The 24,992-nt window shown below is 42.6% G+C and carries 28 protein-coding genes, 2 tRNA genes and 1 rRNA gene; 24 read left to right on the forward strand and 7 right to left on the reverse strand.

What is annotated here, in order from left to right; translation table 11 throughout:
* The first annotated feature begins 6 nt into the window (after positions 1-6).
* The 8 genes from rrf (at position 7) to AC2JF7_RS07260 (ending at position 5,388) form a co-directional block, all read left to right on the forward strand.
* Positions 7-123: ribosomal RNA gene (gene rrf, locus AC2JF7_RS07225) — 5S ribosomal RNA — on the forward strand.
* Positions 124-134: 11 nt separating this feature from the next.
* Positions 135-207, forward strand: a tRNA-Asn gene (locus AC2JF7_RS07230).
* Positions 208-356: 149 nt separating this feature from the next.
* Positions 357-1,406: an LLM class flavin-dependent oxidoreductase gene (locus tag AC2JF7_RS07235; RefSeq protein WP_500728019.1), complete on the forward strand. Its 1,050-nt coding sequence runs from the start codon at positions 357-359 to the stop codon at positions 1,404-1,406.
* Positions 1,403-2,074 (forward strand): NADPH-dependent F420 reductase, encoded by a 672-nt coding sequence (locus tag AC2JF7_RS07240; RefSeq protein ID WP_500728020.1) that lies wholly within the window; start codon positions 1,403-1,405, stop codon positions 2,072-2,074. The genes AC2JF7_RS07235 and AC2JF7_RS07240 overlap by 4 nt, the downstream gene beginning before the upstream one ends.
* A gap of 173 nt (positions 2,075-2,247) precedes the next feature.
* Positions 2,248-3,252, forward strand: a complete 1,005-nt coding sequence (locus tag AC2JF7_RS07245) for a mannose/fructose/sorbose PTS transporter subunit IIA (RefSeq protein ID WP_500728021.1) — start codon at positions 2,248-2,250, stop codon at positions 3,250-3,252.
* Positions 3,253-3,270: 18 nt separating this feature from the next.
* A complete protein-coding gene (locus AC2JF7_RS07250; RefSeq protein WP_500728022.1) occupies positions 3,271-4,077 on the forward strand; it encodes a PTS mannose/fructose/sorbose transporter subunit IIC in 807 nt (268 codons plus the stop codon).
* Between the two features lie 27 nt (positions 4,078-4,104).
* Positions 4,105-5,019: a PTS system mannose/fructose/sorbose family transporter subunit IID gene (locus AC2JF7_RS07255; RefSeq protein ID WP_500728023.1), complete on the forward strand. Its 915-nt coding sequence runs from the start codon at positions 4,105-4,107 to the stop codon at positions 5,017-5,019.
* Positions 5,020-5,025: 6 nt separating this feature from the next.
* Positions 5,026-5,388: a DUF956 family protein gene (locus tag AC2JF7_RS07260; RefSeq protein ID WP_500728024.1), complete on the forward strand. Its 363-nt coding sequence runs from the start codon at positions 5,026-5,028 to the stop codon at positions 5,386-5,388.
* Positions 5,389-5,437: 49 nt separating this feature from the next.
* Here AC2JF7_RS07260 and AC2JF7_RS07265 read toward each other — a convergent pair whose 3' ends face one another.
* Entirely contained in the window at positions 5,438-6,805 is a 1,368-nt protein-coding gene (locus AC2JF7_RS07265) for an amino acid permease (RefSeq protein ID WP_500728025.1), read from the reverse strand.
* A gap of 170 nt (positions 6,806-6,975) precedes the next feature.
* On the opposite strand from AC2JF7_RS07265, the gene AC2JF7_RS07270 reads away from it, so the two are divergent.
* Positions 6,976-7,467: a GNAT family N-acetyltransferase gene (locus AC2JF7_RS07270; RefSeq protein ID WP_500728026.1), complete on the forward strand. Its 492-nt coding sequence runs from the start codon at positions 6,976-6,978 to the stop codon at positions 7,465-7,467.
* Here AC2JF7_RS07270 and galE read toward each other — a convergent pair.
* Positions 7,464-8,453 (reverse strand): UDP-glucose 4-epimerase GalE, encoded by a 990-nt coding sequence (gene galE, locus AC2JF7_RS07275; protein ID WP_500728027.1) that lies wholly within the window; start codon positions 8,451-8,453, stop codon positions 7,464-7,466. The two genes, AC2JF7_RS07270 and galE, sit on opposite strands and share 4 nt — an antisense overlap.
* A 130-nt stretch (positions 8,454-8,583) precedes the next feature.
* On the opposite strand from galE, the gene AC2JF7_RS07280 reads away from it, so the two are divergent.
* Positions 8,584-9,342: an NADPH-dependent oxidoreductase gene (locus tag AC2JF7_RS07280; protein ID WP_500728028.1), complete on the forward strand. Its 759-nt coding sequence runs from the start codon at positions 8,584-8,586 to the stop codon at positions 9,340-9,342.
* Between the two features lie 81 nt (positions 9,343-9,423).
* Here AC2JF7_RS07280 and AC2JF7_RS07285 read toward each other — a convergent pair whose 3' ends face one another.
* The 4 genes from AC2JF7_RS07285 to AC2JF7_RS07300 are packed head-to-tail and all read right to left on the reverse strand — an operon-like array spanning position 9,424 to position 12,210.
* The gene (locus AC2JF7_RS07285; RefSeq protein WP_500728029.1) at positions 9,424-9,981 is read right to left on the reverse strand and encodes a hypothetical protein; all 558 of its coding nucleotides are present in this window, start codon (positions 9,979-9,981) and stop codon (positions 9,424-9,426) included.
* Positions 9,982-10,027: 46 nt separating this feature from the next.
* Positions 10,028-11,053: an SLAP domain-containing protein gene (locus AC2JF7_RS07290; protein ID WP_500728030.1), complete on the reverse strand. Its 1,026-nt coding sequence runs from the start codon at positions 11,051-11,053 to the stop codon at positions 10,028-10,030.
* Complete coding sequence (locus tag AC2JF7_RS07295) at positions 10,987-11,508, reverse strand: hypothetical protein (protein ID WP_500728031.1); 522 nt, start codon at positions 11,506-11,508, stop codon at positions 10,987-10,989. The genes AC2JF7_RS07290 and AC2JF7_RS07295 overlap by 67 nt, the downstream gene beginning before the upstream one ends.
* 39 nt (positions 11,509-11,547) lie before the next feature.
* Positions 11,548-12,210, reverse strand: coding sequence for a BspA family leucine-rich repeat surface protein (locus AC2JF7_RS07300; protein ID WP_500728032.1), 663 nt, complete (start codon positions 12,208-12,210; stop codon positions 11,548-11,550).
* 195 nt (positions 12,211-12,405) lie between these two features.
* Here AC2JF7_RS07300 and AC2JF7_RS07305 point away from each other — a divergent pair, with 195 nt between their 5' ends.
* The 9 genes from AC2JF7_RS07305 to AC2JF7_RS07345 all read left to right on the forward strand — a co-directional run bounded on the left by AC2JF7_RS07305 (position 12,406) and on the right by AC2JF7_RS07345 (position 18,930).
* Positions 12,406-12,588: a YlcI/YnfO family protein gene (locus tag AC2JF7_RS07305; RefSeq protein WP_500728033.1), complete on the forward strand. Its 183-nt coding sequence runs from the start codon at positions 12,406-12,408 to the stop codon at positions 12,586-12,588.
* A 241-nt stretch (positions 12,589-12,829) separates the two neighbouring features.
* Positions 12,830-12,902 (forward strand) — tRNA-Thr (locus AC2JF7_RS07310).
* A gap of 791 nt (positions 12,903-13,693) precedes the next feature.
* Positions 13,694-14,170 carry an ImmA/IrrE family metallo-endopeptidase gene (locus AC2JF7_RS07315; RefSeq protein ID WP_500728084.1) on the forward strand — a complete coding sequence of 159 codons (477 nt, stop codon included), beginning with the start codon at positions 13,694-13,696 and terminating at the stop codon, positions 14,168-14,170.
* Positions 14,171-14,301: 131 nt separating this feature from the next.
* Positions 14,302-14,793, forward strand: a complete 492-nt coding sequence (locus tag AC2JF7_RS07320) for a garvicin Q family class II bacteriocin (RefSeq protein WP_500728034.1) — start codon at positions 14,302-14,304, stop codon at positions 14,791-14,793.
* A gap of 15 nt (positions 14,794-14,808) precedes the next feature.
* Entirely contained in the window at positions 14,809-15,105 is a 297-nt protein-coding gene (locus tag AC2JF7_RS07325) for a bacteriocin immunity family protein (protein ID WP_500728035.1), read from the forward strand.
* Between the two features lie 417 nt (positions 15,106-15,522).
* A complete protein-coding gene (locus AC2JF7_RS07330) occupies positions 15,523-15,945 on the forward strand; it encodes a helix-turn-helix domain-containing protein (protein ID WP_090092101.1) in 423 nt (140 codons plus the stop codon).
* A complete protein-coding gene (locus AC2JF7_RS07335; protein WP_500728036.1) occupies positions 15,938-16,573 on the forward strand; it encodes a Fic/DOC family protein in 636 nt (211 codons plus the stop codon). Before AC2JF7_RS07330 ends, AC2JF7_RS07335 begins: the two co-directional genes overlap by 8 nt.
* 214 nt (positions 16,574-16,787) lie before the next feature.
* Positions 16,788-17,981, forward strand: coding sequence for a DNA topoisomerase (locus AC2JF7_RS07340; RefSeq protein ID WP_500728037.1), 1,194 nt, complete (start codon positions 16,788-16,790; stop codon positions 17,979-17,981).
* Positions 17,982-18,300: 319 nt separating this feature from the next.
* On the forward strand, positions 18,301-18,930 hold the full coding sequence (locus AC2JF7_RS07345) for an endonuclease III domain-containing protein (RefSeq protein ID WP_500728038.1): 630 nt from the start codon (positions 18,301-18,303) through the stop codon (positions 18,928-18,930).
* 66 nt (positions 18,931-18,996) lie between these two features.
* On the opposite strand, the gene AC2JF7_RS07350 is transcribed toward AC2JF7_RS07345, so the two are convergent.
* Complete coding sequence (locus tag AC2JF7_RS07350) at positions 18,997-19,959, reverse strand: D-2-hydroxyacid dehydrogenase (protein ID WP_500728039.1); 963 nt, start codon at positions 19,957-19,959, stop codon at positions 18,997-18,999.
* A 227-nt stretch (positions 19,960-20,186) separates the two neighbouring features.
* Between AC2JF7_RS07350 and AC2JF7_RS07355 the strand changes: the two genes are divergently transcribed.
* The 5 genes from AC2JF7_RS07355 (at position 20,187) to AC2JF7_RS07375 (ending at position 24,980) form a co-directional block, all read left to right on the forward strand.
* Entirely contained in the window at positions 20,187-21,026 is an 840-nt protein-coding gene (locus AC2JF7_RS07355; protein WP_500728040.1) for a DUF6574 domain-containing protein, read from the forward strand.
* A 16-nt stretch (positions 21,027-21,042) separates the two neighbouring features.
* Positions 21,043-22,443 (forward strand): zinc ribbon domain-containing protein, encoded by a 1,401-nt coding sequence (locus AC2JF7_RS07360; RefSeq protein WP_500728041.1) that lies wholly within the window; start codon positions 21,043-21,045, stop codon positions 22,441-22,443.
* Between the two features lie 339 nt (positions 22,444-22,782).
* Positions 22,783-22,971, forward strand: coding sequence for a hypothetical protein (locus tag AC2JF7_RS07365; RefSeq protein ID WP_500728042.1), 189 nt, complete (start codon positions 22,783-22,785; stop codon positions 22,969-22,971).
* Between the two features lie 494 nt (positions 22,972-23,465).
* The gene (locus tag AC2JF7_RS07370; RefSeq protein ID WP_500728043.1) at positions 23,466-24,392 is read left to right on the forward strand and encodes a phosphate/phosphite/phosphonate ABC transporter substrate-binding protein; all 927 of its coding nucleotides are present in this window, start codon (positions 23,466-23,468) and stop codon (positions 24,390-24,392) included.
* 108 nt (positions 24,393-24,500) lie between these two features.
* Positions 24,501-24,980: a PTS sugar transporter subunit IIA gene (locus AC2JF7_RS07375; RefSeq protein ID WP_500728044.1), complete on the forward strand. Its 480-nt coding sequence runs from the start codon at positions 24,501-24,503 to the stop codon at positions 24,978-24,980.
* Positions 24,981-24,992 lie beyond the last annotated feature (12 nt).

Raw genomic sequence — 24,992 nt, forward strand, 5'->3', positions numbered from 1 at the left:
AAAAAGTACGGTGGCAAGAGCAAGAAGGAAACACCTGTAACCATGTCGAACACAGTAGTTAAGCTTCTTAACGCCGAGAGTAGTTGGTGGGAGACTGCCTGCGAGGGTAGGACGTTGCCGTGCTTTTTTAATATTCCGGCTTAGCTCAGTTGGTAGAGCGCTTGACTGTTAATCAAGATGTCGTCAGTTCGAGTCTGACAGCCGGAGCAAGTAGAGAGGGAGGACCACTGGTCCTCCCTTTTTTTGTTTATAAAAAAGCAAGTTTGGGTAGAGATACTGGCGACGAGACGGTTTGTTTGTGAAAAGACCACGCTTGTGTTTATATTAAGGCAATTGGTTGGAAGGAGGACCTTGAAATGAAAATAGATGTGAATAACTTGGAGTTTGGCATAGAAACTTTTGGTGACGTGGCATACAATAATGAGACACGCAAGCGTTTTACCGATGCTCAATCGCTGCGTGGTGTCATTAAGGAAGGAAAGTTAGCCGATGAGCTAAGAATTGACCATATCGCCTTTGGTGAACATCATAGGAGTGAGTTCTCGATTTCCAGTCCCGAGATTGTCTTGTCCAATTTGGCGGCAGTGACGAAGCAGATTAAACTTGGTACTGCGGTAACCGTACTCAGTACTGATGATCCCGTACGAGTTTTTGAACGCTTCTCTACTTTGCAGGCGCTGTCGAACGGTCGTGCAGAAGTGATGCTGGGACGGGGATCATTTACCGAATCTTTCCCCCTCTATGGGTATAAGCTCGAGGATTATGATGATTTGTTTGATGAAAAATTGATGCTATTTTCCGAGTTGCTTAAGGGCAAGCAAGTCACTTGGAAGGGCAAGCTGACCCAAAGTCTTAATAACGTCACAGTCTATCCAGAGCTGGATGAACCTCTGCCGGTTAAGATTGGTGTAGGTGGCACCCCGGCGTCGATTGTGCGGGCCGCTAACTTTGGCTTTCCGGTCGTATTGGCAATAATTGGCGGCGAACCGACTCGCTTTGCTCCATATGTGGAATTATACGAGCGTACGGCCAAAAAGCTGAACAAGCCGATTTATCCAGTTACCATGCACTCACATGGGATAATAACGGAAAACGATGATGATGCCAGACAATTGGCCTGGGATTATTTGAAGCCTTTTATGGATGAATTGGGAGTCGAACGAGGATGGCCAGAGATGAGCGAAGAGCACTTCAATGCAGAAATTGAGAGTGGTGCATTTTATGTGGGCACTCCCGAAATTGTGGCCCAAAAAATCGCCAAAATGATGCCTGCTGTTGGTACTCAGCGTTTTGATCTAGTCTATGGCGTGGGCGGACAATTACAGGCTGATCGTATTCGGACGATCAACCTTTACGCCGAGGAAGTTATTCCTAGAGTTAAAGAATTGTTGGGGGCCAGCTCGTGACGGCAGAAACAAGTTCAACGTTGTACCCTATCGTTGGCATCCTGGGCGTCGGTAAGTTGGGCAGCGTGTTGGGCCAGCTTGCAGTCCAGGCGGGCTACCCAGTACTAATGGCAAATGATAAGCCGGCAAGTGCAATTAAATTGATAGTAGAAACGATTGTTCCAGGAGCGAGGGCAGTTGAATCGAGCGACTTGTTTGCGAAGAGCAGCCTAGTGATACTGGCAATTCCGCTGAGCAAGTTTCAATCTATTCCAGCTACTTGGGCCCAACATACCATAATAGTTGATGCAATGAATTATTGGTGGGAAAAAGATGGACTCGACAACGTCTATTCGACTCGTGAGTATTCCTCATCAGAACGGGTCCAGCTGCACTTTAAGAAAAGCAATGTGGTCAAGGCTCTGAACCACATGGGTTACCATGACCTGCAGGCTGAAACTCGAAAGCCAAGTGATTCTGGCCGCAAGGCAATTGCGGTGGCAGGTGATAATCGGGAGGCTAATAAGGTCGTGACAGACCTGGTTGACCGTTTGGGCTTTGATCCACTGGATATTGGTCCACTAAAAAACGGTCGGATCTTGGAACCGGGATCGCCACTATTTGGCGCCGATCTACCGCGTAACAAACTGCAAGAACTGGTGGAAAAACAACTACACACACAGGGATAAAATTAGGTGTTTAAACATTTTAGCAAAAATATAATGAAGGAAACTGCTCAGTTTCCTTTTTGAGTTGCCCAAAAGGACAACTTCATTAGTCAACAGGTCGATTATGGCGTGACTTAGAGGCTTTTTAACGTTATAATAGCTACGGATATATTTTAATTAAAGGAGGAAATCTCATGGTAGGAATTGTATTAGCCAGCCATGGTGGTTTTGCCGACGGAATTGCGCAATCAGCGCATATGCTGTTCGGTGAACAAGAGAATTTTGCTCATGTTATCCTGACTCCTGAAGAAGGACCAGATGATATAAAGGGCAAGATGACACAAGCAATTGCTTCATTTGATAATCAAGATGAAGTATTATTGCTAGTCGACCTGTGGGGAGGAACACCATTCAATCAGGCTAATAGCTTGCTTGAGGAACATCCAGCTTGGGCTGTAGTGGCCGGAATGAACTTACCAATGGTAGTAGAAGCGTTAATGCAGCGCATGACTAATCCTGAATCTACTGCTCATCAGATTGCAACTGCAATTGTTGGGCCAGCTAAGGATGGGGTCAAAACTAAGCCATCTGATTTAATGCCTCAAAGTGAGGCTTCTTCTGCTTCAAAGACTGAAGAGTCAGGCAGCAAGAAGAGCATTCCAGAAGGCACGGTAGTTGGTGATGGCCATATTAAAATTGTATTGGCCCGGATTGATTCACGTCTGCTTCATGGTCAAGTTGCTACTGGATGGATTCCAACAATGCACCCTGACCGAGTAATTGTGGTTTCTGATAGTGTTGCCAAGGATGAAATGCGCAAGAGCATGATTCGTGAAGCTGCTCCAGCCGGCGTTAAGGCTCACACGGTACCAATCGATAAGATGGTTGAGATCGCCAAAGATCCACGTTTTGGCAATACGCATGCATTGCTGCTCTTTGAAAACCCAGAAGATGTTTTAAGAGTGGTTAAGGCTGGTGTTGAGATTAAGACGGTTAACGTAGGCTCAATGTCTTACCAAGTCGGCGATGTTAATGCCAACAACGTCTTGTCGATGAACCAAGAAGATGTTGACACTTTCCATGAACTCGAAAAGATGGGCGTCAAGTTTGATGTTCGGAAAGTTCCGACTGACAAGTCAGGCAACATGGACGGAATTTTGGCCAAGGCTCAAAGTTTACTAGACGAACAAAAGAAATAATAGGATAGGAGCAAAAAAATGAATGCTATTCAAATGATTTTAGTTGTTCTCTTTGCCTTCTTAGCAGGTATGGAAGGCATCTTGGATCAATGGGAATTTCACCAACCACTAGTTGCCTGTACACTGATTGGACTGGTTACGGGACACCTGGACCTGGGCGTCATCTTAGGCGGACAGCTGCAAATGATCGCCCTTGGTTGGGCCAACATTGGTGCTGCGGTTGCACCTGATGCAGCGCTGGCTTCAGTGGCCTCAGCCATCATCTTGGTTCAAAGTAACCAGGGTACTAAGGGTATTGGTATGGCTACTGGTATTGCGATGCCACTGGCTGTTGCCGGTCTGTTTTTGACCATGATTGTGCGGACCATTTCAACTGGTATCGTGCACATTATGGACGCTGATGCCAAAAAGGGCAACTGGCGCAAGATTAACATGTGGCAGTGGCTTGATGTCTGTCTGCAAGGATTGCGAATTGCCATTCCTGCCGCCTTATTGCTGGCTATTCCGGCCTCAACTGTTCAGTATTGGCTAGGTCTTATGCCTGCATGGCTGACTGAAGGCATGCAGATTGGTGGTGCCATGGTTGTCGCCGTTGGTTACGCAATGGTAATCAACATGATGGCTAGCCGTGAAGTCTGGCCGTTCTTTACCATCGGTTTTGCCCTGGCAGCAATTCAAGACTTGACCCTAATCGCACTGGGTGCAATCGGCCTGGCAATGGCTGTGATGTACCTGGCCCTAGAGTCAAATGGCGGCAGCAGCAGTTCTAGTTCAGACAATGAAGGTACCGGCGACCCACTCGGCGATATCATTGATGACTATTAAAGTGATATTTAAGAGGAGGATTTTATTATGGCTGATCAAAAAATCAAATTAACTAAAACCGACCGCTTCAAAGTTATGTGGCACTCACAATTCTTGCAGGCTTCATGGAACTATGAAAGAATGCAGAATGGTGGTTTCGCATACTCGATGATTCCAGCGCTGCGCAAGCTCTATCCCAACAAGGATGACATGGCAGCAGCCCTTGAGCGGCACCTGGTGTTCTTCAACGTTCACCCCTACCTGGTTTCACCAATATTGGGTGTTACTCTGGCTTTGGAAGAAGACAAGGCTAACGGCACTGAAGTTGAAGACGAGGCCATCCAAGGTGTTAAGGTCGGAATGATGGGACCACTCGCCGGTGTCGGCGACCCGGTCTTCTGGTACACGGTGCGGCCAATCGTTGGTGCGCTCGGTGCCTCAATGGCGATTCAGGGCAACGTTCTGGGGCCAATTCTGTTCTTTGTTATCTGGAATGCAATTAGACTTGCATTTATGTGGTACACGCAAGAATTTGGCTACCGTGCCGGGTCTGCCATCACTAACGACATGTCTGGCGGACTTCTGCAGAAGGTAACCCGGGGCGCTTCCATGATGGGGATGTTCGTTTTAGGTTCACTGATTGAACGCTGGGTTAACATCCAGTTTACGCCAATCGTTTCAAGGACCCCGGTCCAAAGGGGTGGCTACATCGACTGGAGCAAGCTTCCAGAGGGTGCTAAGGGTATTCAACAAGCCTTAATTGACCAGAGCAACGGTCTGTCTCTGACCAAGTTCAAGGTGACGACGCTGCAAAACAACCTGGATAGTTTGATCCCGGGTCTTGCTGGTCTCTTGTTAACCTTCTTCTGCATGTGGCTCTTAAAGAAGAAAGTTTCACCAATTGTCATCATCATCGGTATCTTCATTGTTGGTGTCGTTCTGCACGTATTGCACGTTCTTTAAAGCAAAATGGTTGAATCAAGCAATACCAAATTTGACTTAACGACCTCTGCCACCTGGTTTCGCGGGATTGCGACCTACGGCAAGGTGATGGTTGGCAATAAGGCGTTTGAGTTTTATAATGACCGCAATATTGCCGACTACGTTCAAATACCGTGGACGGAAGTTACGTATGTCGTAGCTGATGTGCACTTTGGTGGCCGCTACATTCCCCGCTTTGAGCTGCGCACGCGGACCAGTGGCACGTTCATCTTTACAACGCGCAACAACAAGAAGACGCTGCACGCCATGCGTTCTTATGTGCCGGCCGATCATATGCGGCAGGCGCTGGGATTGTGGCAGAAGATTAAGCGCAAGTTTATTCGCAAGTAAAAAAGCAGAAAAAAAGTCTTAGATCATTTTATGGTCTAAGGCTTTTTGCTTAGTTGAGCTCTTTGCGCCGTATTTTGGTCAAAACCGATAGGACAACGAAGATGGCAATGGCTGCAATCATCGCTACCCGGTTGGCTGGCAGGACCAGCAGGAGGACAATCATCAAGATAAAGAACAATAGGGTGATGTAGTCCGAAAACGGGAAGGCGGGCATTTGAAAGTCCGTCAGGTCTTGGGCCCTGGTCTTCTTGCGGTAGGCGATGTGGGTCAGCAGCATCAGGCACCAGATGATAAGGAACATGCTGGTCGAAGTGGACGAGATGAAGTTGAAGGCATTGTCACCAATGATGATAATAACAAGAGGCGCCAGCGCCATCAATCCAGCCGACAGGATCAAAGCATTCTGGGGAAGCTGCCTGCGCAAGTGACCGAAGGTTTGGTTCCACTTGCCCGGGCCGTTGAAGGTCACGGAAAAGAGTAGCCTGCCTGAACTGTAAAGGAAGCTGTTGGTGGAGGAGACGGCCGCAGAAATTACCACGAAGTTGATGATTGAGCCTGCGCTGCGAATGCCGGTAGCTGCCAGCGTTTGGACGAAGGGGCTGGAATTTGTGGAGATTTGGTACCAGGGGATGACCAGCAAAATGGCCACAATCGTCAGGACATAGAAGAGGATAATCCGCACTGGCACCTGGTTGATGGCCTTTTTAATAATCACCTTGGGGTTCTTGGCTTCAGCGGCAGTTAAGCCGACTAGTTCCACGCCAACGAAGCTGAAGATAACCATCTGAAAACCGGCAAAGAAACCACCAGCACCTTCGGCAAAAAAGCCCCCGTGGACAGTTAGGTTGGCCAAGGTAACGGGGCCGACTTGGGTGCGCCCGCCCGTTGCCAGCAGGTAGCCAACCAGCAGGACGAAGGCAATGACCGTCACGATTTTGATAATGGCGAAGCTGAACTCTAGGTTGCCGAAAAGCCTAGCCGACAGCAGGTTGATGAAGAGCAGTACCGGGATAGTAACAAGACCCGGCAGCCAGGTAGGCAGGTGAGGAAACCAGTACTGAAAGTAAATGCCCAGTGCGGTCATTTCCGCCATGCCCAGGCTCACCCAACTGATCCAGTAGAGGTAGCCGGTAATGAAGCCGATGTCCTTGCCCAGGTACTTTTTGATGAAGTCAATGTAGGTGTGCTTGGACAGGTCGGAGACAATCAGTTCGCCGAGGGCGCGCATTAATAAGAATAAAAAGACGCCGACAATGATGTAAATCAGGATGACGCTGGGACCGGCCCGTCTGATGCTGTTGCCCACGCCCAGGAACAGACCCGTTCCGATCGTTCCGCCCAGTGCAATTAACTGGATGTGGGCATTGGACAGTGTGCGCTCGTAGCCGGCGCCTTTTTTATTACTTTCTTCACTCATTAAATCACTCCAAAATCTAATTTTCATATTGAAACTGCATTATTCGATTATAGCATTTGTCCAATATGTTTGACTTATTAACTTACCAAAAATTTATTAATTATAATGCAAGTGTAGATGAAAATGATTAATAAAGTGTAGTATGATAATTGTTGATAAAGGAGGCTCATATGTTTACGAGTGCAAAATTTACGGTTAATGGCTTGAAGGTGGAGTTGGTCTTGCCAGAGCTCAGTCACGCCCAGGCGCTTTTCGAGCTGGTTGCCGGCGACCGCGCCGCCTTGGCCCGCTTTCTGCCCTGGGCAAACGCAATCTCTTCGGTAGAGGACGAGCTTGATTTCATCAAACAGATGCGGCTTGAGACGGCCCGCTACCAGAAGCTGGCCCTGGTCATACTAGTTGATGGCCAAGCGGCCGGGATGGTTGACCTGCACAATATTAGTCTGAAAAATGAGTGCGGTGAAATTGGCTACTGGCTGGGGCGGAAATACCAGGGGAAGGGTATTATGACCCAGGCGGTGAAGCGGTTAGTTGACCTTTCCTTTAGTCAGCTGGGCCTGCACCGTCTCAACCTGCTGGCCGACCGTGAAAATCGCGCCAGCCAGGTAGTCGCAGAGCGCCTGCACTTTAGCCATGTGGCGCTTCTGCTCGTTTTTATTTAATCATCGTAGCCATTGGGGTGGGTCTGGTGCCACTTCCATGCGGTGGCAATGACGTCGTGGACATTTTCATGCTTAGGCGACCATTTGAGGATTGTTCTAGCCTTGGTTGAGTTGGCAACCAGGCTGTCGGGATCACCGCCGCGCCTTGGCCCCATCGTGTAAGGGATGTTGATGCCGGTGACTTCGCGCGCGGCCTGCAGGATTTCCAGGTTGGAGTAGCCGTGTGCGGTGCCTAGGTTGAAGACGTCGGACTTGTTGGTGGTCATGAGGTGGTCAAGTGCCAGAATGTGGGCGTCAATCAGGTCGCTGATTTCAACATAATCGCGGACATTGGTGCCGTCCTTGGTGTCGTAGTCGTCGCCAAAGATGGTTAGCTTGCCGTCGCCGCTGGCCGCACTCTTCAAGATGTTCGGAATCAAGTGGGTTTCAGGTGCGTGGTCCTCGCCGGTGTTGCCATCGCTTGAAGCACCCGCGACGTTGAAGTAGCGCAAGGCAATTGACTTGATGCCGTCGGCTTCATCGGCCCAGTGCATGATTTTTTCCATCATTATCTTGGTCTCGCCGTAGGGGTTGATTGGATTAAGCGGGGAGTCTTCCGTGATTGGCAGCTTCTCGGGCACACCATAGGTGGCCGCGCTGGACGAGAAGACCAGGTAGTTGACGCCCGCATCTTTCATTGCTTCCAGCAGGGAAATCATGCCAGACACGTTGTTGTCGTAGTACTTGAGCGGCTTTTTAACTGATTCGGGCACGAGTGAATAGGCTGCAAAGTGCATGACCGCGTCAATCTTTTCCTTGCGCAGGATTTGACTGACCAGGAACTTGTCCTCGATGTCGCCTTGGTAGAACTTGGCCTTGGGGTCGACAGCCTTTCTGTGACCTGTGTAGAGCGCGTCCAGGACGACCACATTGTTGCCCTGCTCAACTAACTTCTTGACCGCGTTGGAGCCGATGTAGCCCGCGCCGCCCACAACTAATATGCGCATAATTGCCTCCATTTTAAATAGTTCTAGTTAAGTAAATTTTAGCACAAGCGCGTGCACAGGAGGCAATCTTTTTTCTGCTATAATGGATTAGTGGAACTGGTATAGTCAGTTAATAGAAAGAAGTAATTAGATGATTCATAATTCAACAGTCGACCAGCAAGTTGACCACAGGTCGATCCGCAAGTTCAAGGATGAAAGTCTGAATAAGGAGCAACTGGCCACCCTGCAAGCCGTTTTCCAGCATACGGCCACCAGCATGTTCATGCAGAACGCCACGCTCTTGCACGTTACGGATGAAGCCAAGCGGGCCAAGATTAGGGAGTTTTGCGGGCAAAAGTACGTGGGCGCAGAAGGCGACTTGTTTATCTTTATCGTTGACCTCTACCGCAACCAGCAGATTCGCAAGCAGCTGGGCAAGGATGACGGCCGCGTGCACACGACGGATATCTTCTTCCAGGGCATGGACGACACGCTCCTAGCCTGGCAGAATGTGGCTAACGCTGTGGAAAGCATGGGGCTTGGTTATGTGCCGCTAGGTACGATTAATGACCACCCCTTGGCAATGGTAGATGCGCTGGACCTGCCGCCGCTGACCTTTCCGGCACTGGGGATGCAAGTCGGCGTGCCCGACCAGGAGCCCCAGCTCAAGCCCCGTCTGCCGCTGGAATTCACCACTTTTGAAAATGACTATCCGCGCGACTTTAAGGTTGATGACCTCAAGGATTACGACCAGGTTGTAACCACCTATTATGACTTGCGCGATGCCAACCGCCGTATCGACTCCTTTACTAAGCAAATTACGGGCGACAAGTTGAACAACAAGTCCATCGACCGCGACCAGCTGCCAGAGCTGCTCCACAAGCAGGGGCTGTGTCTGGACTGGAAATAGAATAAGATAATGCTGTAAGTAAAAAGGGTCCTGAAAGTTGTTAATTTCAACTTTCAGGACCCTTTTAATTTCAAATATTATTTACCAATACAAAAATCCCTTGTAATGATGCTGTGCCATTTTTTTAGCTACTTTTCGTGAATGGTAGTTTTGGTAGGTAACGCATATTTTTTTACCGTCTACAGTCTTTGCAACTGATAATACTTGATGACCATTGATTTTGGAAACATTGTAAAAAACGCCAGCACGTTGTCCGGTATTAATCTCAGGCGGATCGTTCCATAATTGGATATTAATCCAATTAAGTTTCTTAAACTTTCGATAACCTTTAATATGTTCCTGATGGCTACCCTCAAAATCGGGTTTATCGTGTGGCACATATTTCTTTAATTTCATGACTGCACTAGTGTGTCCATTGTAATCATAATAAATATGGTTATTCTTGGTAAAAGTCATCTTTTGAAAATAACTATCATGTCCATTATTATGGTATGCATACCAAGTGCCACGCATCTTTTTTGGGTAAACGGGTGTGTTGTTTTTGGCTTGAACTGGGCTTGTTGTGTTGCTTGCAACTCCGCTGGCTGCGCCTAAGGTCACCAGTGCTCCGAATGCAATAATTACTTTCTTTAATTTCATTTTTTCTCCTAACTTTCAATTTATCTAAAGTTGACTTTGTATTAGATTAACGGGCATTCACTGCACGAATATAGCGGTTCTTGCCAATCCGGTAGTAGAGCTTATTCTTAATGGAGTAGAGGGCGTTTTTGATCTTAATGGTCGTTCCCTTTTTGAGCTTGCGTTTAGACACGCGCTTGCCCTTGTGATTGTAGCGGTAAGAAGCCTTGCGCAACTTAATCTTGCGCTTTTTACGGATTTTTTTTGGCTTAGGAGCAGTATTTTTATCACTGCTTGGTTTAGAGGCGCTATTATCATTGACATCTATATTGCCAGTCTTTTTAAAGTGCTCTAATGAGGCTCTCAATTTAGCGGTTACTTGGTCAACAAATGACTGTGTTACGCCTACTCCACAAGCTCGATGATATTCAGCCATTAATTTATCGGACACCTTTACATCATTTGCATTATGTGGATCGCCAGCAGTTCCAAATACCCAATCATGATAAGCCTGTTTTAATTCGGTTAAATCAGCATTAACTACATCCTGATTACTGCTATCAACAGGATGAAAATCACTTGAATCTAAATCAGTCATATCAGATGAGCTCTGAACAATGTCCATGCCTTTATCTCTGTCAGGATCACCAACTTGTTGCCATTCACCCGCATTTACATAGGTCTCGGCAATTCGTCCACCACCAAATTGCAAATTTAAATCGCCATTTCCTGCAAGCATTAATGTTAACAAAAATGGCTTACCCGGTTGAGATTTAGCCGGTGTGGTAATGTCACCTGAATATCTAGCAACTTTAGTACCAGCTGGATATACTTTGCCAGATGGTCCCTTCAGTGCATACTTTAATGTGCCATATTGAATCCAGTTGTTATAACCAGCATGGCTAGCACTGGCATTAGCTACCTGGGTGCTGTCATTGACAACCGCAGTTACTCCAACGCTTGTTAAAGCAACAGCGCATAATGCGATTGCGATTTCTTTTTTAATTTCATTTTTTCTCCTAACTGTTAATATGCAAAGCCAGCATAATGACGGTTTTTTAGTTTTTTGGCAAGTTTGGCTGAGTGGTACCAATGCTCGGAACTCCAGAACCCTGCTCCGCCAGCATTAGTTAAAACCCAATGTCCCTTAAGTTTAGAGACATTATAGTGGGCTCCAGCGCCTGCGGTTTGATCCCAGGCATACTGAGTGACCCAGTTGCGACCGCGAACTCGCACCATGGGCTCAAGGAAAGTCCAGTTCCTGGTTTTTTTAGTAGTTTTAACTAGTGCAGGCCTATACTTTGGCTTGCGATGCAAGTAAAGATAAGACTTTTTGCCATTGTTGTCATAAAATATTTCTTTCTTTTTGGTGATAGTCCATTTTTTAACACGATTGGCATCCTTATCAAATTGATACCAAGTTCCGCGCATCTTCTTAGGAAAGACAGCAGGGGCAGCCTTTGCCTGCACGTTAGTGCTGGTTTCGCCCATGATTGCTCCTAGACTGACTAGGGCAATTAGAGCGACCAGAATCTTTTTGATTTTCATTTGTTTTTCTCCACGAATTAGTGTCTTTGGCACTCTTTGTTAGTCTTCGCTCTCTTCAATGCCAATGATTTTGACTTTGGTAGTGTCAAGACCATCAAACATAGAGTCTGAAGTAGACCCAACACCCCAGCCTGTAATATTAATTTCAGTAAGAGACTTAGCACCAGAAAACATGTCAAGCCAGGACTCTGAATCACTTACATCCCAAGAACTTAAGTCTAATGTCTTTAAGCTCTTATCTTTGGCAAACAGATAATCTAAGTACCCAGCTTCGCTACTGTCAACATTGCTAAGACCTGTGATGTCTTCGAGATTGTATAATTTTGAAAACAAATAATCAGACCTCCATGGTAGAGCTATCTCGTTATCGATACTGATGTGCTTAATGTCGCTTGGCTTAAAAATGCGTCTTTTGGAAATATGTTTTTTTGCCTTGTGGATTGCTTGGTATATTGGAGTTTGTCCTAGTACATTATCATTTTTGCCTTCCTTGATATGTAAAGTCTTTGTTTTGACATCGAACTTCAGAATACAATTATTGTCTTCAGAGTATTTACTGATGTTGATGGTCTTCTTACTCTTGGCCTCAACGGTTTGGAGCGTGCCAGACTGCGCGGAAAACGCGGTGGTTGAGACGCCAACCATTGTGACAGCCAGTGCTGCACTGATTATTAATTTACCTACTTTGTGACTATTTTTCATTTTTCTCTCCTTATCAGTATTGCTTTTCCTATACTTGTTGTCTTGATGCAATAATAATTCCCCCTTAAGCTTGAGTACTATGCTGATATTATTATGCATTTTGCATTTCTTTTTATATCATAAATTTTATTGCATTATGCAATGCATATTTATCATCAAATGCTCCATATAATTAACTTGCAGGAGGTGATGAATTTGGCATTCAGAATTAGACCAAATCATAGGGAAACAGAAAACAAGACAGTAAGGTTTCCCCTTAAACTCATTCAACGAATTGAGCAAGCAATCAAAGGTAAAGATGTAACTTTTTCTGGCTTTGTAATTCAGGCATGCGAATATGCGCTTAACAATATGGAAGAAACGCCAAAAGAAAAATAATAATATCACTGTTGCTACATCTTTATTGTACAATTTGTATTGCAATTTGCAATGCAAATTTGATATATAGTATAAAATGAATTGCTTGTGATATAAGCAGTACCTGCCCGGATAAAATCGTCCAGATACGTGGACAAAGATGCTGTTTCAAAATGCTAGTCCCCAAATTAAGCAAAGAGAAAATCATGCATTTGATTGCATGATTTTTCTACTTCTGCTATAATTTAAATGTTGCAAAAAAGCTGATTTAGCTCAGTTGGTAGAGCGTTTCCCTCGTAAAGAAAAGGTCGCCAGTTCGATTCTGGCAATCAGCATAATTTAGATATATTCTTAACCAAGTTAAAGAAACAAATGTTGATATAACAACGTTTAGCTAAAGTAAATAACAACGAATGAATGTTAATTACTTTAAAAAGATGTTTGTCCGACACATGAGTGACACACAAAAAGTGATTGTGTGTCAGAGTTTAATTTCATGATGGACATAAAAGCTGATAGGATAGTGTTTTTAGCTACTTTTATGTGTGTCGGATCAATGATTTTTTAGCTTTACTAAAAGTATTAGTCCCGCTTTGGTAACCTAAAACTAACTGTTTACAATAGGGCTAGTCTATCCTATTGAAGCTGATAATTATAAGCGGTATCATATATGTACCTGCTCAATATCATTGTTTCTCAATAGTAAGAAAAAACCAGTAGTTAACTACTGGCTCATTATTATAGATATTTAATCAATATTTTTGTGAAGGAGAGCAAAATTGAAGCTCAGAAAAGTTACTATTATAAACTAAACTCACAAAACAACAAAATTTTGTTTATAAACTAAACTCATAAAATTTGTCCTTTATTGGAAAAACAAATCCCGGTCTAATAACATTTGTTTAGTGTGTTCCCCGCGTATGCGGGGGTGATCCTCAGTTTAATTGAAAATTTAGATGGGTACGGGAGTGTTCCCCGCGTATGCGGGGGTGATCCTCCTGCGACTAAGACACAATCCGCTTGAAAGAGGTGTTCCCCGCGTATGCGGGGGTGATCCTTTGCTCAAAAATTAGGGTATTCAGTTAATAGAACTCTGCCTGAAGCCGACTACAGTAATACTTTTGGAATTGCAAAGGGAGTCACTGTACCTGCAAAAAAGGAAATATACCTCAATCCTAGCAATACTGGGAGCGAAATGACGACTACTTTAATGCACGAATTAGGGCATGCCCAATTGCACGGCCTGCCTGGTTCTAAAACCAAAGATTTATCACGGCCACTACAAGAGCTACAAGCTCAAATGACTTCTTATTTAGTGGCCCAAAACTATGGCATTGATAATCGGGAGTACACTGTAGACTACATTGCTGGCTGGACAGACAACGGGAAAAAGCTTGACCAATTAAATCCAGAAATGCAAGCAAAAATTCTTTCAAATACCACTAAGGCTGCCGATAGCATGATCAATTTCATCGAAGAGCAGGAAATTGAAAAGAATATTGAGAAGCATACGACATCACAACCACTTTCTCAACTAGAATTGACAACAATATATAATCAATATAAAGGAGGACAAGAGAAAGAAGAAGAGTTAGAGCTTTAATCTATTTTGTTTAACTTTGCCTTGCCTGTACCAATATTTTTTATTTATAATAATTAAATTAAAAAAATATTGACTTTTAATTAGATACATATCATAATATTGGACATACTACATTATTGGAGGTTAATAAAATGGAAAAAAGAAAAGTTATTACTTTAATGTCAAGTATGATGTTATCAGCAGTTTTCCTCACTGCCGCTAAAACGCAAACTGTAGCTGCCGATTCTGTTGAATCTGCTAATAGTGAAAAAGTTACTGATAACACAGTACAAGCTTCTAATAAAGGAGCAGAAGCAAAACAGGCTGCTATAAACACGGCACAAGCTTCTAATAAAGAAGTTAAAGTAAAACAGGATATTAAAGCTGGACAAGTTCCTGATGAAGCCGTTAACCCATTATTACGCTCGATGGCACATACAGCAAGTACAGGATATTTTCCAAAAGAAAAAGAAAAATGGCGCGTATTAGATACAACTACTGGTTCTAATGGATACTTAATGCAAAGCAATAAAGGGCATTATAGATACGTTGTAACTAGATCTCCCACACAAACAGTTTTACATGTAATGAAACAAGGTTGGGGAGATGCTATGAGTAAGGGTTTTGGATTTGGGCATAACTGATGAAAGTGGTTTTATATGAACAAAGAAAAAAGTGAAACTATTTTATTTAATGAAATAAATTATTGTTTACAAGACCTCATTACGACAAAAGAAAGAAAAATATTTCTTAATATAAAAAAGCGTTTAGAAAAAAAAGAATATTTTCCTGCTATAGTTAATTCTCTCAAAATGGAACTAACTCCTCTTGCTATTCGACAAGAGTTATCAGATAACGGAAGAAAGATTTATCGATTATTACTTGATCCACAATTCCCTGCAGACAAGGGATTGGGCATAGGATTAGCAACAATTTTTGGTGGACATGTAGGCTAAGTATTATCATTTATTGTATAAACAGAATATCAACGATTGAAACCTAACAAAAGTTAGGTTTTTTGCTTGGCTAAAAAATGCTCTATTTTGAGACATTTTACCGAAACTTTAGGCAATTTTAGCAGTTTCATTAATTTAATTCTCTGTTGTTCTGAGAAAAATAGCTACGATATTGTAGCAATATGCAATTATTTATTGGGGTCAAGGATCCTCAAAAGTTGTCGATTAGAACAAGAACCAATGACCCAAAAGCAGTTGGCAGCTATGTACGCTAAACAGCAAGACATAATTCAAGATGAAGGTCTAGAACTTTAACAGATATACGCTTCGCATTAAGACACTTCCATAAATGGAATAAATGTTTCCAAATATGGTATAATATATTTAGGAAATAATTTTAGAAATGAGCATTTTAAAATGAGCGCAACAATTACAAAACTACTGAATAATAAACACGTTTCGGTAAGGGAAGTTGCCGAAAAGAGTCACGTTTCAGAAAGTACACTAAGAAAAGCAATTGCTAGGCCTATTGAAGCTTGGTCAATCAGAATTCTTGACGCCTTTGCGGTCGGTTTAGATAAAAGAGCGGGTGATTTATTAAATATGTTAAAACCACAATCATATAATTTAGAAATTGATGATGACGCGCAGACCATTCAGGGCGTCTTTATACCAGATAAAGAAATGTATTTTGAAATCCGGGGAGTAGTAGAAGCTAGTCATTTAGAGGGCTGGAACCCCACTAAGGAGGATATTCAAGCCGTTCTGGACGGAGTTGTAAATCCTGATCCAGAAGAAGTTAAGGAAATTGCTGCAATTTGGGATAGTAACAATGAGTGACTGGATACAAGAAACGTTGTATCCCAACGGCGTTTTAAAAAACAGATATCATATTCGAAATCAACAAAAGCTTGAACAAATAGAGTATTTGGAAGCGACGCGGAGAGCAGCAATTTTTCTCCACTCTAAGCCCCAAATTAAAAATATTCAGGATATTAAAAAGGTTCATAAAATCATGTTTGGCCATTTATATGATTGGGCTGGAAAATACAGACCGGGCAATTTCCAAAAAAACGGCTATGACTTTTTTGACCATTCAAGATTTGGATATGCGGAAAAAAATATTAATAATATTATGCACAATCTGCCAAAAAAGAAAGCCTTAGCTGCTGAGGATTACGCTAAACTATTGGACGAAATCAACTTTATGCACCCGTTTAGAGAGGGGAACGGGCGGAGCTGTAAAGTTTTTCTTTCTGCCTATGCAGCAAACCATGGCCAAGTAATCGACTATCCTCGAAAAAACGAAGAGATGATTAAAGCGCAAATGGACGCTGATGTGGGACGAATTTCAAAATTAATTAAGGTTCAAAATCTTCCTAGCCGGGAGACTGCTTTTACAATATTGGCTAACAAGTATAATAAAGAGCAACAAATATCAGAACAAGATGAAGGACTTGAACTTTAGTTAATCAAAAATATTAGACCTAACGAAAGTTCGGTCTTTTTTACGTAAAATCAATGATAATTACTATCGAATTGAATAAGCATTATGCTGAGAGCGCAATTCTATGGTCAAGTTCATTGATATAACAAGAAATTCTACTAAACAAGTTGACAATAGATTGATTGATTTTTGAAGGACAGCACAGGCTGTCCTTTTTATTTTAGAAAGGAACACCTTGAAATATTTAATACTAACTGAAAAGCCTTCTGCTGCTCGGCACTTTGCGGAAGCTTTAGGAGGTCTTAGCGGCTTTATAAATTTAATACCAGGCGGCTCCGGAACAGACAGCTACGATATTATCGCAGCACACGGACACTTATTGGAACTAAAAGAACCTCATGAAATGGTAGCACCGGAGCTGGTGGGTAAATACAAAAACTGGACTGATTTAGGAAATTTTCCATGGAATCCCAATGATTTCACTTGGGAAAAACATTCAAAAAAAGGCGCCCAAGAGACGCTTAGTCAAATTAAAAAGGCAGCAAATGGTCATGACGCAATAATTATTGCCACTGATGACGATCCTTCGGGAGAAGGTGACGTTTTGGGCCAAGAAATAGTCGATTATATAGGTTGGCATAAGACAGTCCTGCGTGCCTGCTTTGCAGACGAATCGCCGAATTCAGTTAAAAAGGCTCTGGCCACACTTACTGATGTCAGCAATAAAGCAACGTATGGCCAATATCAAAAAGGTCTGGCGCGTGAAAGATTTGATTTCTTATCGATGCAGCTTTCCAGAATTGCATTGATTGCTGAAAGGACTGCCGATTATAATGTTAAAACGCAAAAATTAGGACGGCTTAAGTCAGTCATTATCGGCTTAATCAATTATCAGCTTGAAGCGCGGAAAAACTATGTCAAAAAGCCGTTCTATGAGGTGCGTTTTAAGGATACTGCTAATCATATTTTTAAAAATCCGGATGGCCAACATTATGAGCAACAAGCCCTTGCTAAGCAGGCAACAGCTACCTTGAACTCTTCTGCTATTCAAATTACCAGCGAAACCTCAAAACACCAGACACCACCACAATTACTTGACCTCAGTCACTTATCAGTTATTGTCGGTAAACAAGGCTTTAAGTCTCAACAAGTCCTTAATACCTATCAAAAAATGTATCAAGATAATGTTGTTTCTTACCCTAGGACAGCAGACCGAAAAATTACCCAGGAAGACTTTAATGAATTGCTGCCCCTTGCTCCCCAAATTGCTAAAGCAGTCAACATTGATCCGCAGTTACTAACTCAAACAACCTGTCGGGCAAAGTTTTTAAGTGTTCCCCGCGTATGCGGGGGTGATCCTATGACGGGAAACTTGGAAAATACTATGAGTATGTGTTCCCCGCGTATGCGGGGGGCGATCTCGTTATGAGCTTTTGTTTACCTGTGTTTGTCGATATAGGTCAACAAGACAATGATAAATGAGGCAAATACCAGTGCCACTGCAATCCTTTAAAAAAATCAGTTCCACCAACAGCGATTTTTATTCTAATCAGTTAATTGGTTAACGTTGGGTGCTTTATAAAGTAGATAAAAAAGTCGGTAAAAATATGCTTGCTGTAGTCACTGAATGATTAGTCCTGGAAAATTTAAGCAATAATTAGCAATTGCTAGAATTATTCTCTATCATAGATTTTGAACAATCTAAATTTGCTAAGAAAAAAATGACTTTTAGTTGAGGAGCATGACTTTTGGTTAATTATGATAACGTCTACCGCGAAATGTTAGCACTTTATGGCGCGCAGCACTGGTGGCCGGCAGAAAACGAATATGAAATTATTATTGGGGCCATCCTGGTCCAGAACACGAATTGGCGCAACGTGGATCGTTCATTAGACAATCTGCGCCAACAGGTCGGTTTTAAACCGCAAGCCATCTTGAATCTTTCGCTTGACCAATTAAAAACCATGATTCGGCCCAGCGGTTTTTATAATGCTAAAGCCCAGACAATCCATGCGACGCTGCACTTTATGGCGCAATATGATTTTGACATTGAGCAGATAAATGCAGCTCTGCCAGGGGCTAAATTGCGCAGTAGCCTGCTTCAAATTAAGGGTATTGGCAATGAGACCGCCGATGACATGCTGCTATATGTGTTTGGCAGAGCAGCCTTTATTGCAGATGCTTATGCACGTAAGCTGATCTCGACTTTAGAGCAGCGCGATATTAGCAGGCTTAAATATATGGAAATTAAGGAATACATGGAAGAGCAGTTGACAGAATTTTCTGTGTATGACTTCCAAGAATTTCACGCCTTGATTGATGCTCACAGTGAAGACTATCTGGTGGACCAAAATAAAGGTGTTCAGACTAAGTTGTAAATTATCATTCTCCTGCTAAAAGCCCGCCATACCGGATAAGTATGACGGGCTTTTTGAATATACTTTTTAATTAACTACATTTAGCTTTTGACCATTTAAGAAAGCTTGCAAGTTAGCAATCACAATGCCCAGCAGGCGGTTGCGCGTTTCGCGGGGTGCCCAGGCAATGTGGGGCGTGATGTAGCAGTTCTGGGCCTGAAGCAGTGGGCTGTCTGCTGCTATTGGCTCTTTTTGGGCAACATCAACGCCAGCAGCTTTGATTTTTCTTGCGTTCAAAGCTTGGGCGACATCAATTTCGCTGATAAGGCCGCCGCGAGCTGTGTTAAGCAGGATTACCCCATCCCTCATTTGACTAATTGATTTTTGGTTGATCATTTCAGTTGTTTCAGGCGTCTGGGGCACGTGCAGGCTGATAATATCAGACCGTTGATATAGTTCATCGAGGGTGACTTGCTCTACATATTCAGGAAGGTTGTTTTTTGGCCGGTGATTATAAAAGATCACATTCATTGAAAAAGCGTGACCAATCTCTGCCACCTTTTGAGCAATATTGCCAAAGCCAATGAGTCCCAGTGTCTTGCCCGACAATTCCATTAATGGTTTTGCCCAGAAGGTAAAGTCAGGGTTGCTTGACCATTTTCCTTGGTGGACTATGTCATTATGCAACCCAACGTGGCTAGTAATTTCTAGTAGCAGTGCAAAGGTGAACTGCGCAACGGCTTCGGTGCCGTAAGTCGGAATGTTGGTGACGGGGATGCCAGCTGCGCGAGCAGCCGCTGTGTCAATTACATTGTAGCCAGTGGCAGTTACCCCAATGTATTTCAGGTTTGGTGCCTTAGTGATCACATTCTGCTTAAGCGGTGTCTTGTTGGTCAAGACAATTTCAGCATCGCCAATCCGCTTTAAGATTTCGGCATCATCGTCAACTGGTGTTCGGTCATAAAAAGTACAATCGCCTAACGCTTTAAGACCTGACCAATCCAGATCACCAGGATTGAGCGCATAGCTGTCCAAATTAACTATTTTCATTTTGATAACCTCATTTAGATATTATTATCTTTTATAACAACTAGTTTACTATAATTCTATGTGAAAAAGCATAAAATTATGGTGCTATTTGACAGGCTTTTTGAATAATTTTACAATTAGCAAGTATTCTGTTTTTATTTACAATTAATAAATAGAGAAATGAAAAGTAACAATTTATTGTTTTTAGCAGATATTAAAATAATATCTGCTAGTAGAAGGAGTTATGAATGAAAAAGTGTCCTAAGTGTGGTTCCGCAATGGGAAGCAATGTTAACTTTTGTACAGCTTGTGGGACTGATCTGCGTAAAATAAGTGTGGGTCAAGAATCAGAATATGCACAAAGCAGGCAGAAAGAACCTGGTCAAGTTCAGTCCGGGATGCCCCAATGGTCTGAAGTTAGTCAAAACAATGTTCAAGAGGGGACCAGTCAAAGTAGTCTCAGTAGTTATTGGCAATGGTGCCTTGATTCCTGGAAGAGCCCAGCTAAAAACACAATGCAAGCTGAAAGGTGGTATGGTTGGGTAACTATCTTGATTGAAGATTTATTGATTGTTTTAGGCTTGTATTTCTGTGCTAACACTATTCTTCACGCAGCAATGAGTTTTAGCAATACTTTTGAGCAAGCTGGCCGAGCATTGGATCTAATGGGCTTTTCTTTTAGTATTGTGTTTAAAGTACTGTTTTTTATTTTGCTGTATGAAGCAATTATTATCGGTAGCTATTACCTGGCTCACAAGTTTATTTATAATCGAAATGTAGAATTTTTCGACTTTATTAATCGCGGTGTGCATGCTAGCAACTTAAACCTAATTTTTTCAATAATCTTCTTTTTATTAATGTTGATGGGACCAGGCAGTGTTGCGTTAGCATTAGTTCTATTAGTTCTAATATCATTATTGTTCTCAATGGGACAACAAGTGGTATTACTTGGAGACATGGATGCAAAACGCGACAAAGTTTATGGCTTTTTAATTGCTTTTGGTATTAATCTCGCAGGTATGTTAATTTTGTTTTCACTTCTTTATCAAACTGTTATTGGGCAGATGATGTCCTATAGAGGAATCTAAAAAGGGGGAAAAGAGAATGAGTAAAAGTCAATTTTGTCCCAATTGTGGTCAAAAGATCGATATTAACGCGGAATTTTGTCCTAATTGTGGTAAGCAATTAGCTAAAGCCCAAGCTCCTAAGCAGGAGCGGCGCACCCAAAGAGCCCAAACAGCTAAAGTTCAGCCAGTTGCCACTCAACAAGCTGTTCTTGTTAATAAGAAACCGCCAATGAAGAAGAAAAATAAAATTATACTGAGCTGCGTGGCTGCTTTAGTGGTGATTTTCATTGTCTTTTATGTCTGGGGATCAAACCACTACCAACGCAATAATCAGATTACGCAGATTAATGCTGCACTGAAAAATCCGCGGCAGGGCTTAGCTCAGTATGTTACTTCTGACAATCCTAACGTTCACGTAACTGATGCAGCACTAAGACCTACGCAGAATTATTACGCTGACCATTATGAAGATGCAAACCAAATGGCGGATGCCTTTAAGTACGGCAATGAGTATAAAGACGTAACTTTGGTTAAAAGTGGTAACTACATGTTATTTTTCCCGAAGTACAAGTTGCAGTTCAAAACATATACACCGCAAATTAAGACCAACCATTCTAATTCCAGTATTTATGTGAATGGCCAAAAGTTTGGCGGCATTGATGGTAGCGGTGGGGAATATTATAAGAAGACTACACCACTTTTCCCAGGTAAGTACCACATTGTGGTTAAGTCGATAGCATCAGGCCATGAATTATCGGCTGATAAGAGTATAACGATTAATTCTAATCAGGCCATCAACATGGATATCAAGACTGTGAACTTCGTAGTTAAGAGTATGCCTGGAGCGGCTGTCTATATCAACGACAAGCGGGTTGGAATATTGAACAAGAAAGGTATTAAAACTTTTAAAGAATATCCAGTTACTGAGAATATGAAGATTTTTGTGGAAGCCCAGGTCGATGGCAAAACCATTAAGTCAGATACGGTGGACTACGATAATCTAGGCTTTGATGATGACGATGATAGTAGCAGCAACGTGGTTAGTCCCAAGTGGCCTGGTTTAATTGAAAAAGATGACGCAGAAAGTATTTTGCAAGACAACTTCAATTCTCCAGATGAAGATGCTTTTATCGGTGGGGCTGAGAATAAGGGTTACCAAGACCTGCATACACAAGAAGCTAAATTTAGAAATAGTGATGATATTAATGACTTTTCAATGGAATGTAGTATTGTCTCAATTGCGCCTGCTCCGAATAATTGCAGCAGTGTTACTTATAAGATTACTTATACCTTTGAACATGATGACTATGAACATAAGCAGGTCTTGCTGTATTCAGGTGGATTATTCCACCAAGTTGGTGACGGTGATGACGGTGCCCAGAAGATTAAGTCCATTGGTAACGGTAAAGTAATTAGCGATAAGAAGTATGATAATTAGGAATAATTTTTGATTTTATCGCCCTTATATTGTTAACTTGAAAGAAGAGAAAAGTAGTCAAATGACTTAATACTTTGTTAACTAGCTTTTTTATAGTGATTTTGTATGTTTGAAGTCATTATTTCAAAAAAATTAATAGATCCCGCAGCTATAATTAAGGCACGCGTTTTAGTACAAATGGCAACATCAATCAAACAGTAATGCGACAAAGAACGGCAAGCAGGAAAGTTTAACAACTACCTTTTTAAAAGCATGATAGCTCTTACAGATTTTGCTTTTTACTCGAGCCTCATGTTGGTATAGTGAGTTTAATAAGATTAAGCAATCAGGAGGCTTATCATGATTCTGCACAGTCAGCAAAAGTCTAATGGATTATTTACCAAGTGCCAAGAAAGCCAGGAGGAAATTTTCGGCAAGAGTGGTGCTAACTGGGAGGCTATGCCAGACAGTACAACCTATCATTTTGCACTTAAGAATGGAACTAGGCTCGACGTCACCCACTATTCTGAACTTAAGCAGCTGGGTTAATGGATTCAGCCGACCGGTCCAATTTGGGTGTCTTGTCCCAAATGAGCCAGCCTGAATTGGCTTAGAAGTTTAGTGCCATCACCGGTGTCACGCCAGATTATTATGACCTGGGTGCGGTTTCTGGTGCGTAGCACCTGTGGTCTTCTGAAGATGGTCGTGCGCAGGAATGAGTCGCACGATAATTATGATGCTTTTTTCAAAACTGTGTTTTAGCCTTGGTTAAATTTTTACTCAAAAAGTGCTTTTATTGTGTATGGCATTATGCTATCATCTAATAGATTATTTGAGCAAAGAAAGGAAGCTAACTTCATGTACAACAAAGCTACTAGTATAGAGACTTTATCGTGTGTGGATGTGTTTTCTTTTTTTCATTTCAAAGAGTCGCTTCAATTTATAGTTATATGATTAATAAAAGATTTAATGGTTATCACTTATGTGTTAGTCATTAAGTCTTTTTTATTGGTCAGGGGTTTTTGTTTGATTTGGGAGGAAAAATGAAGAAACTTAGAAAAATTCTGATAGCCGCCACTGCGGTTCTGGGAACAGTGCTATTGGCAGGATGCGCAAATTCAAATAAAAAGAGCGAAGGTGGCACGCCTAAGTCACTGAACGTGCAGTTTGTTCCAAGTGTAGCGGCAGATAAGATGGAAGGCCGGGCCAAGCCAATTGAAAAGATGCTGTCCAAGCGTCTTGGCATTCCAGTTCACGTCACAGTGTCAACGGACAATAATGCGGTGATTGAAGCGATGAAGTCTAAAAAAGTTGACGTTGGCTTCTTGCCAGCTGATGCTTATGTTCAGGCTCACAAGCAACATGCCGCTGATGTGCTGCTGCAATCGGAACGCTATGGCCTAAAAGCTCCTAGTGGTACCTGGGCCAAGGAATTGGTACACACGCTGCGCTCGGAAATTTTGGTCAGAAAAGGTTCTCCAATTAAGAGTTGGAAAGATCTAAAAGGCAAGTCGATTTCGATTCAGAGCCCCACTTCGACTACCGGCTACATCTTCCCCATTGCTGAGTTAAAGCAGAAGGGTTTTGACGTTAAGCGTAATTGCAAGTTGGTTACCGTTACAGGTCATGACCAGGGTGTGCTCAACGTTTTGAACAAGGATGCCGACGCTGCCTTTGTCTTCGAGGATGCCCGCAACAACGTCTTGAAGGACAATCCCAAGATTAAGTCGCAGGTTGTGCCGATTTACTACACGCGCCCTATTCCAAACGACACCATTTCGGTTTTGCCAAGCATGTCCAAATCATTCCGGGATAAATTGGCCAAGGCCTTCATTGCCATTGGCAAGTCTAAAGAAGGCAAGAAGGTAATTGAGAGTGTCTATGACCAAGAAGGCTACATTAGAGCCAAGGATAGTGACTACAACATTGTCCGCAAGTACCAAAAGATTGCCGAAGAAGTTAAGAAGTAGAAAAAGCTAGTTGCTCTTTTAATTTAGCAATGGATATATCACTGAACGCACTAGTTTGCCAGAAAAGCCAAGCTAGCCGCTGGTATCAGTAATGACGTTGAAAATAGTTTGCCGGCTAAATCGCGCCAGCCTAGTTCTTATAACCCAGCTGATATTCTTACTACAGATAATATTAAAGTTGGTGTTGATGTAGCTAATCGTGATGAAGCCCTTAAGTACTTAGCCGATCTAGCAGTTAAAAATAATTTAGCTGGCGACCGAGATCTGGTTTTGACAGCTTATTTAAAGCGAGAAAAAGAAAGTACAACAGGAATGACTGATGGCTTCGCCATTCCTCATGCACAATCATCTACAATTACTAATTCAGCCATGTTAGTACTAAAACTTAAAAATCCAGTTGAATGGAATTCACTAGATGGACAAAAGATTGATACAGTAATTTCATTTTTAATTCCGCAAGTAGATAGTAATGAGCACTTAAAGTATCTTTCTAATACTGCTAAGTTGCTAACGCATTCAGACTTTATGGCTAAATTAAAAGCGGCTCAAACGCCGCAGGCAATTAAGACTCTATTTGCAGAGCAGTAACATAAAAGAGAC

The organism is Lactobacillus sp. XV31L (genome assembly GCF_059900865.1).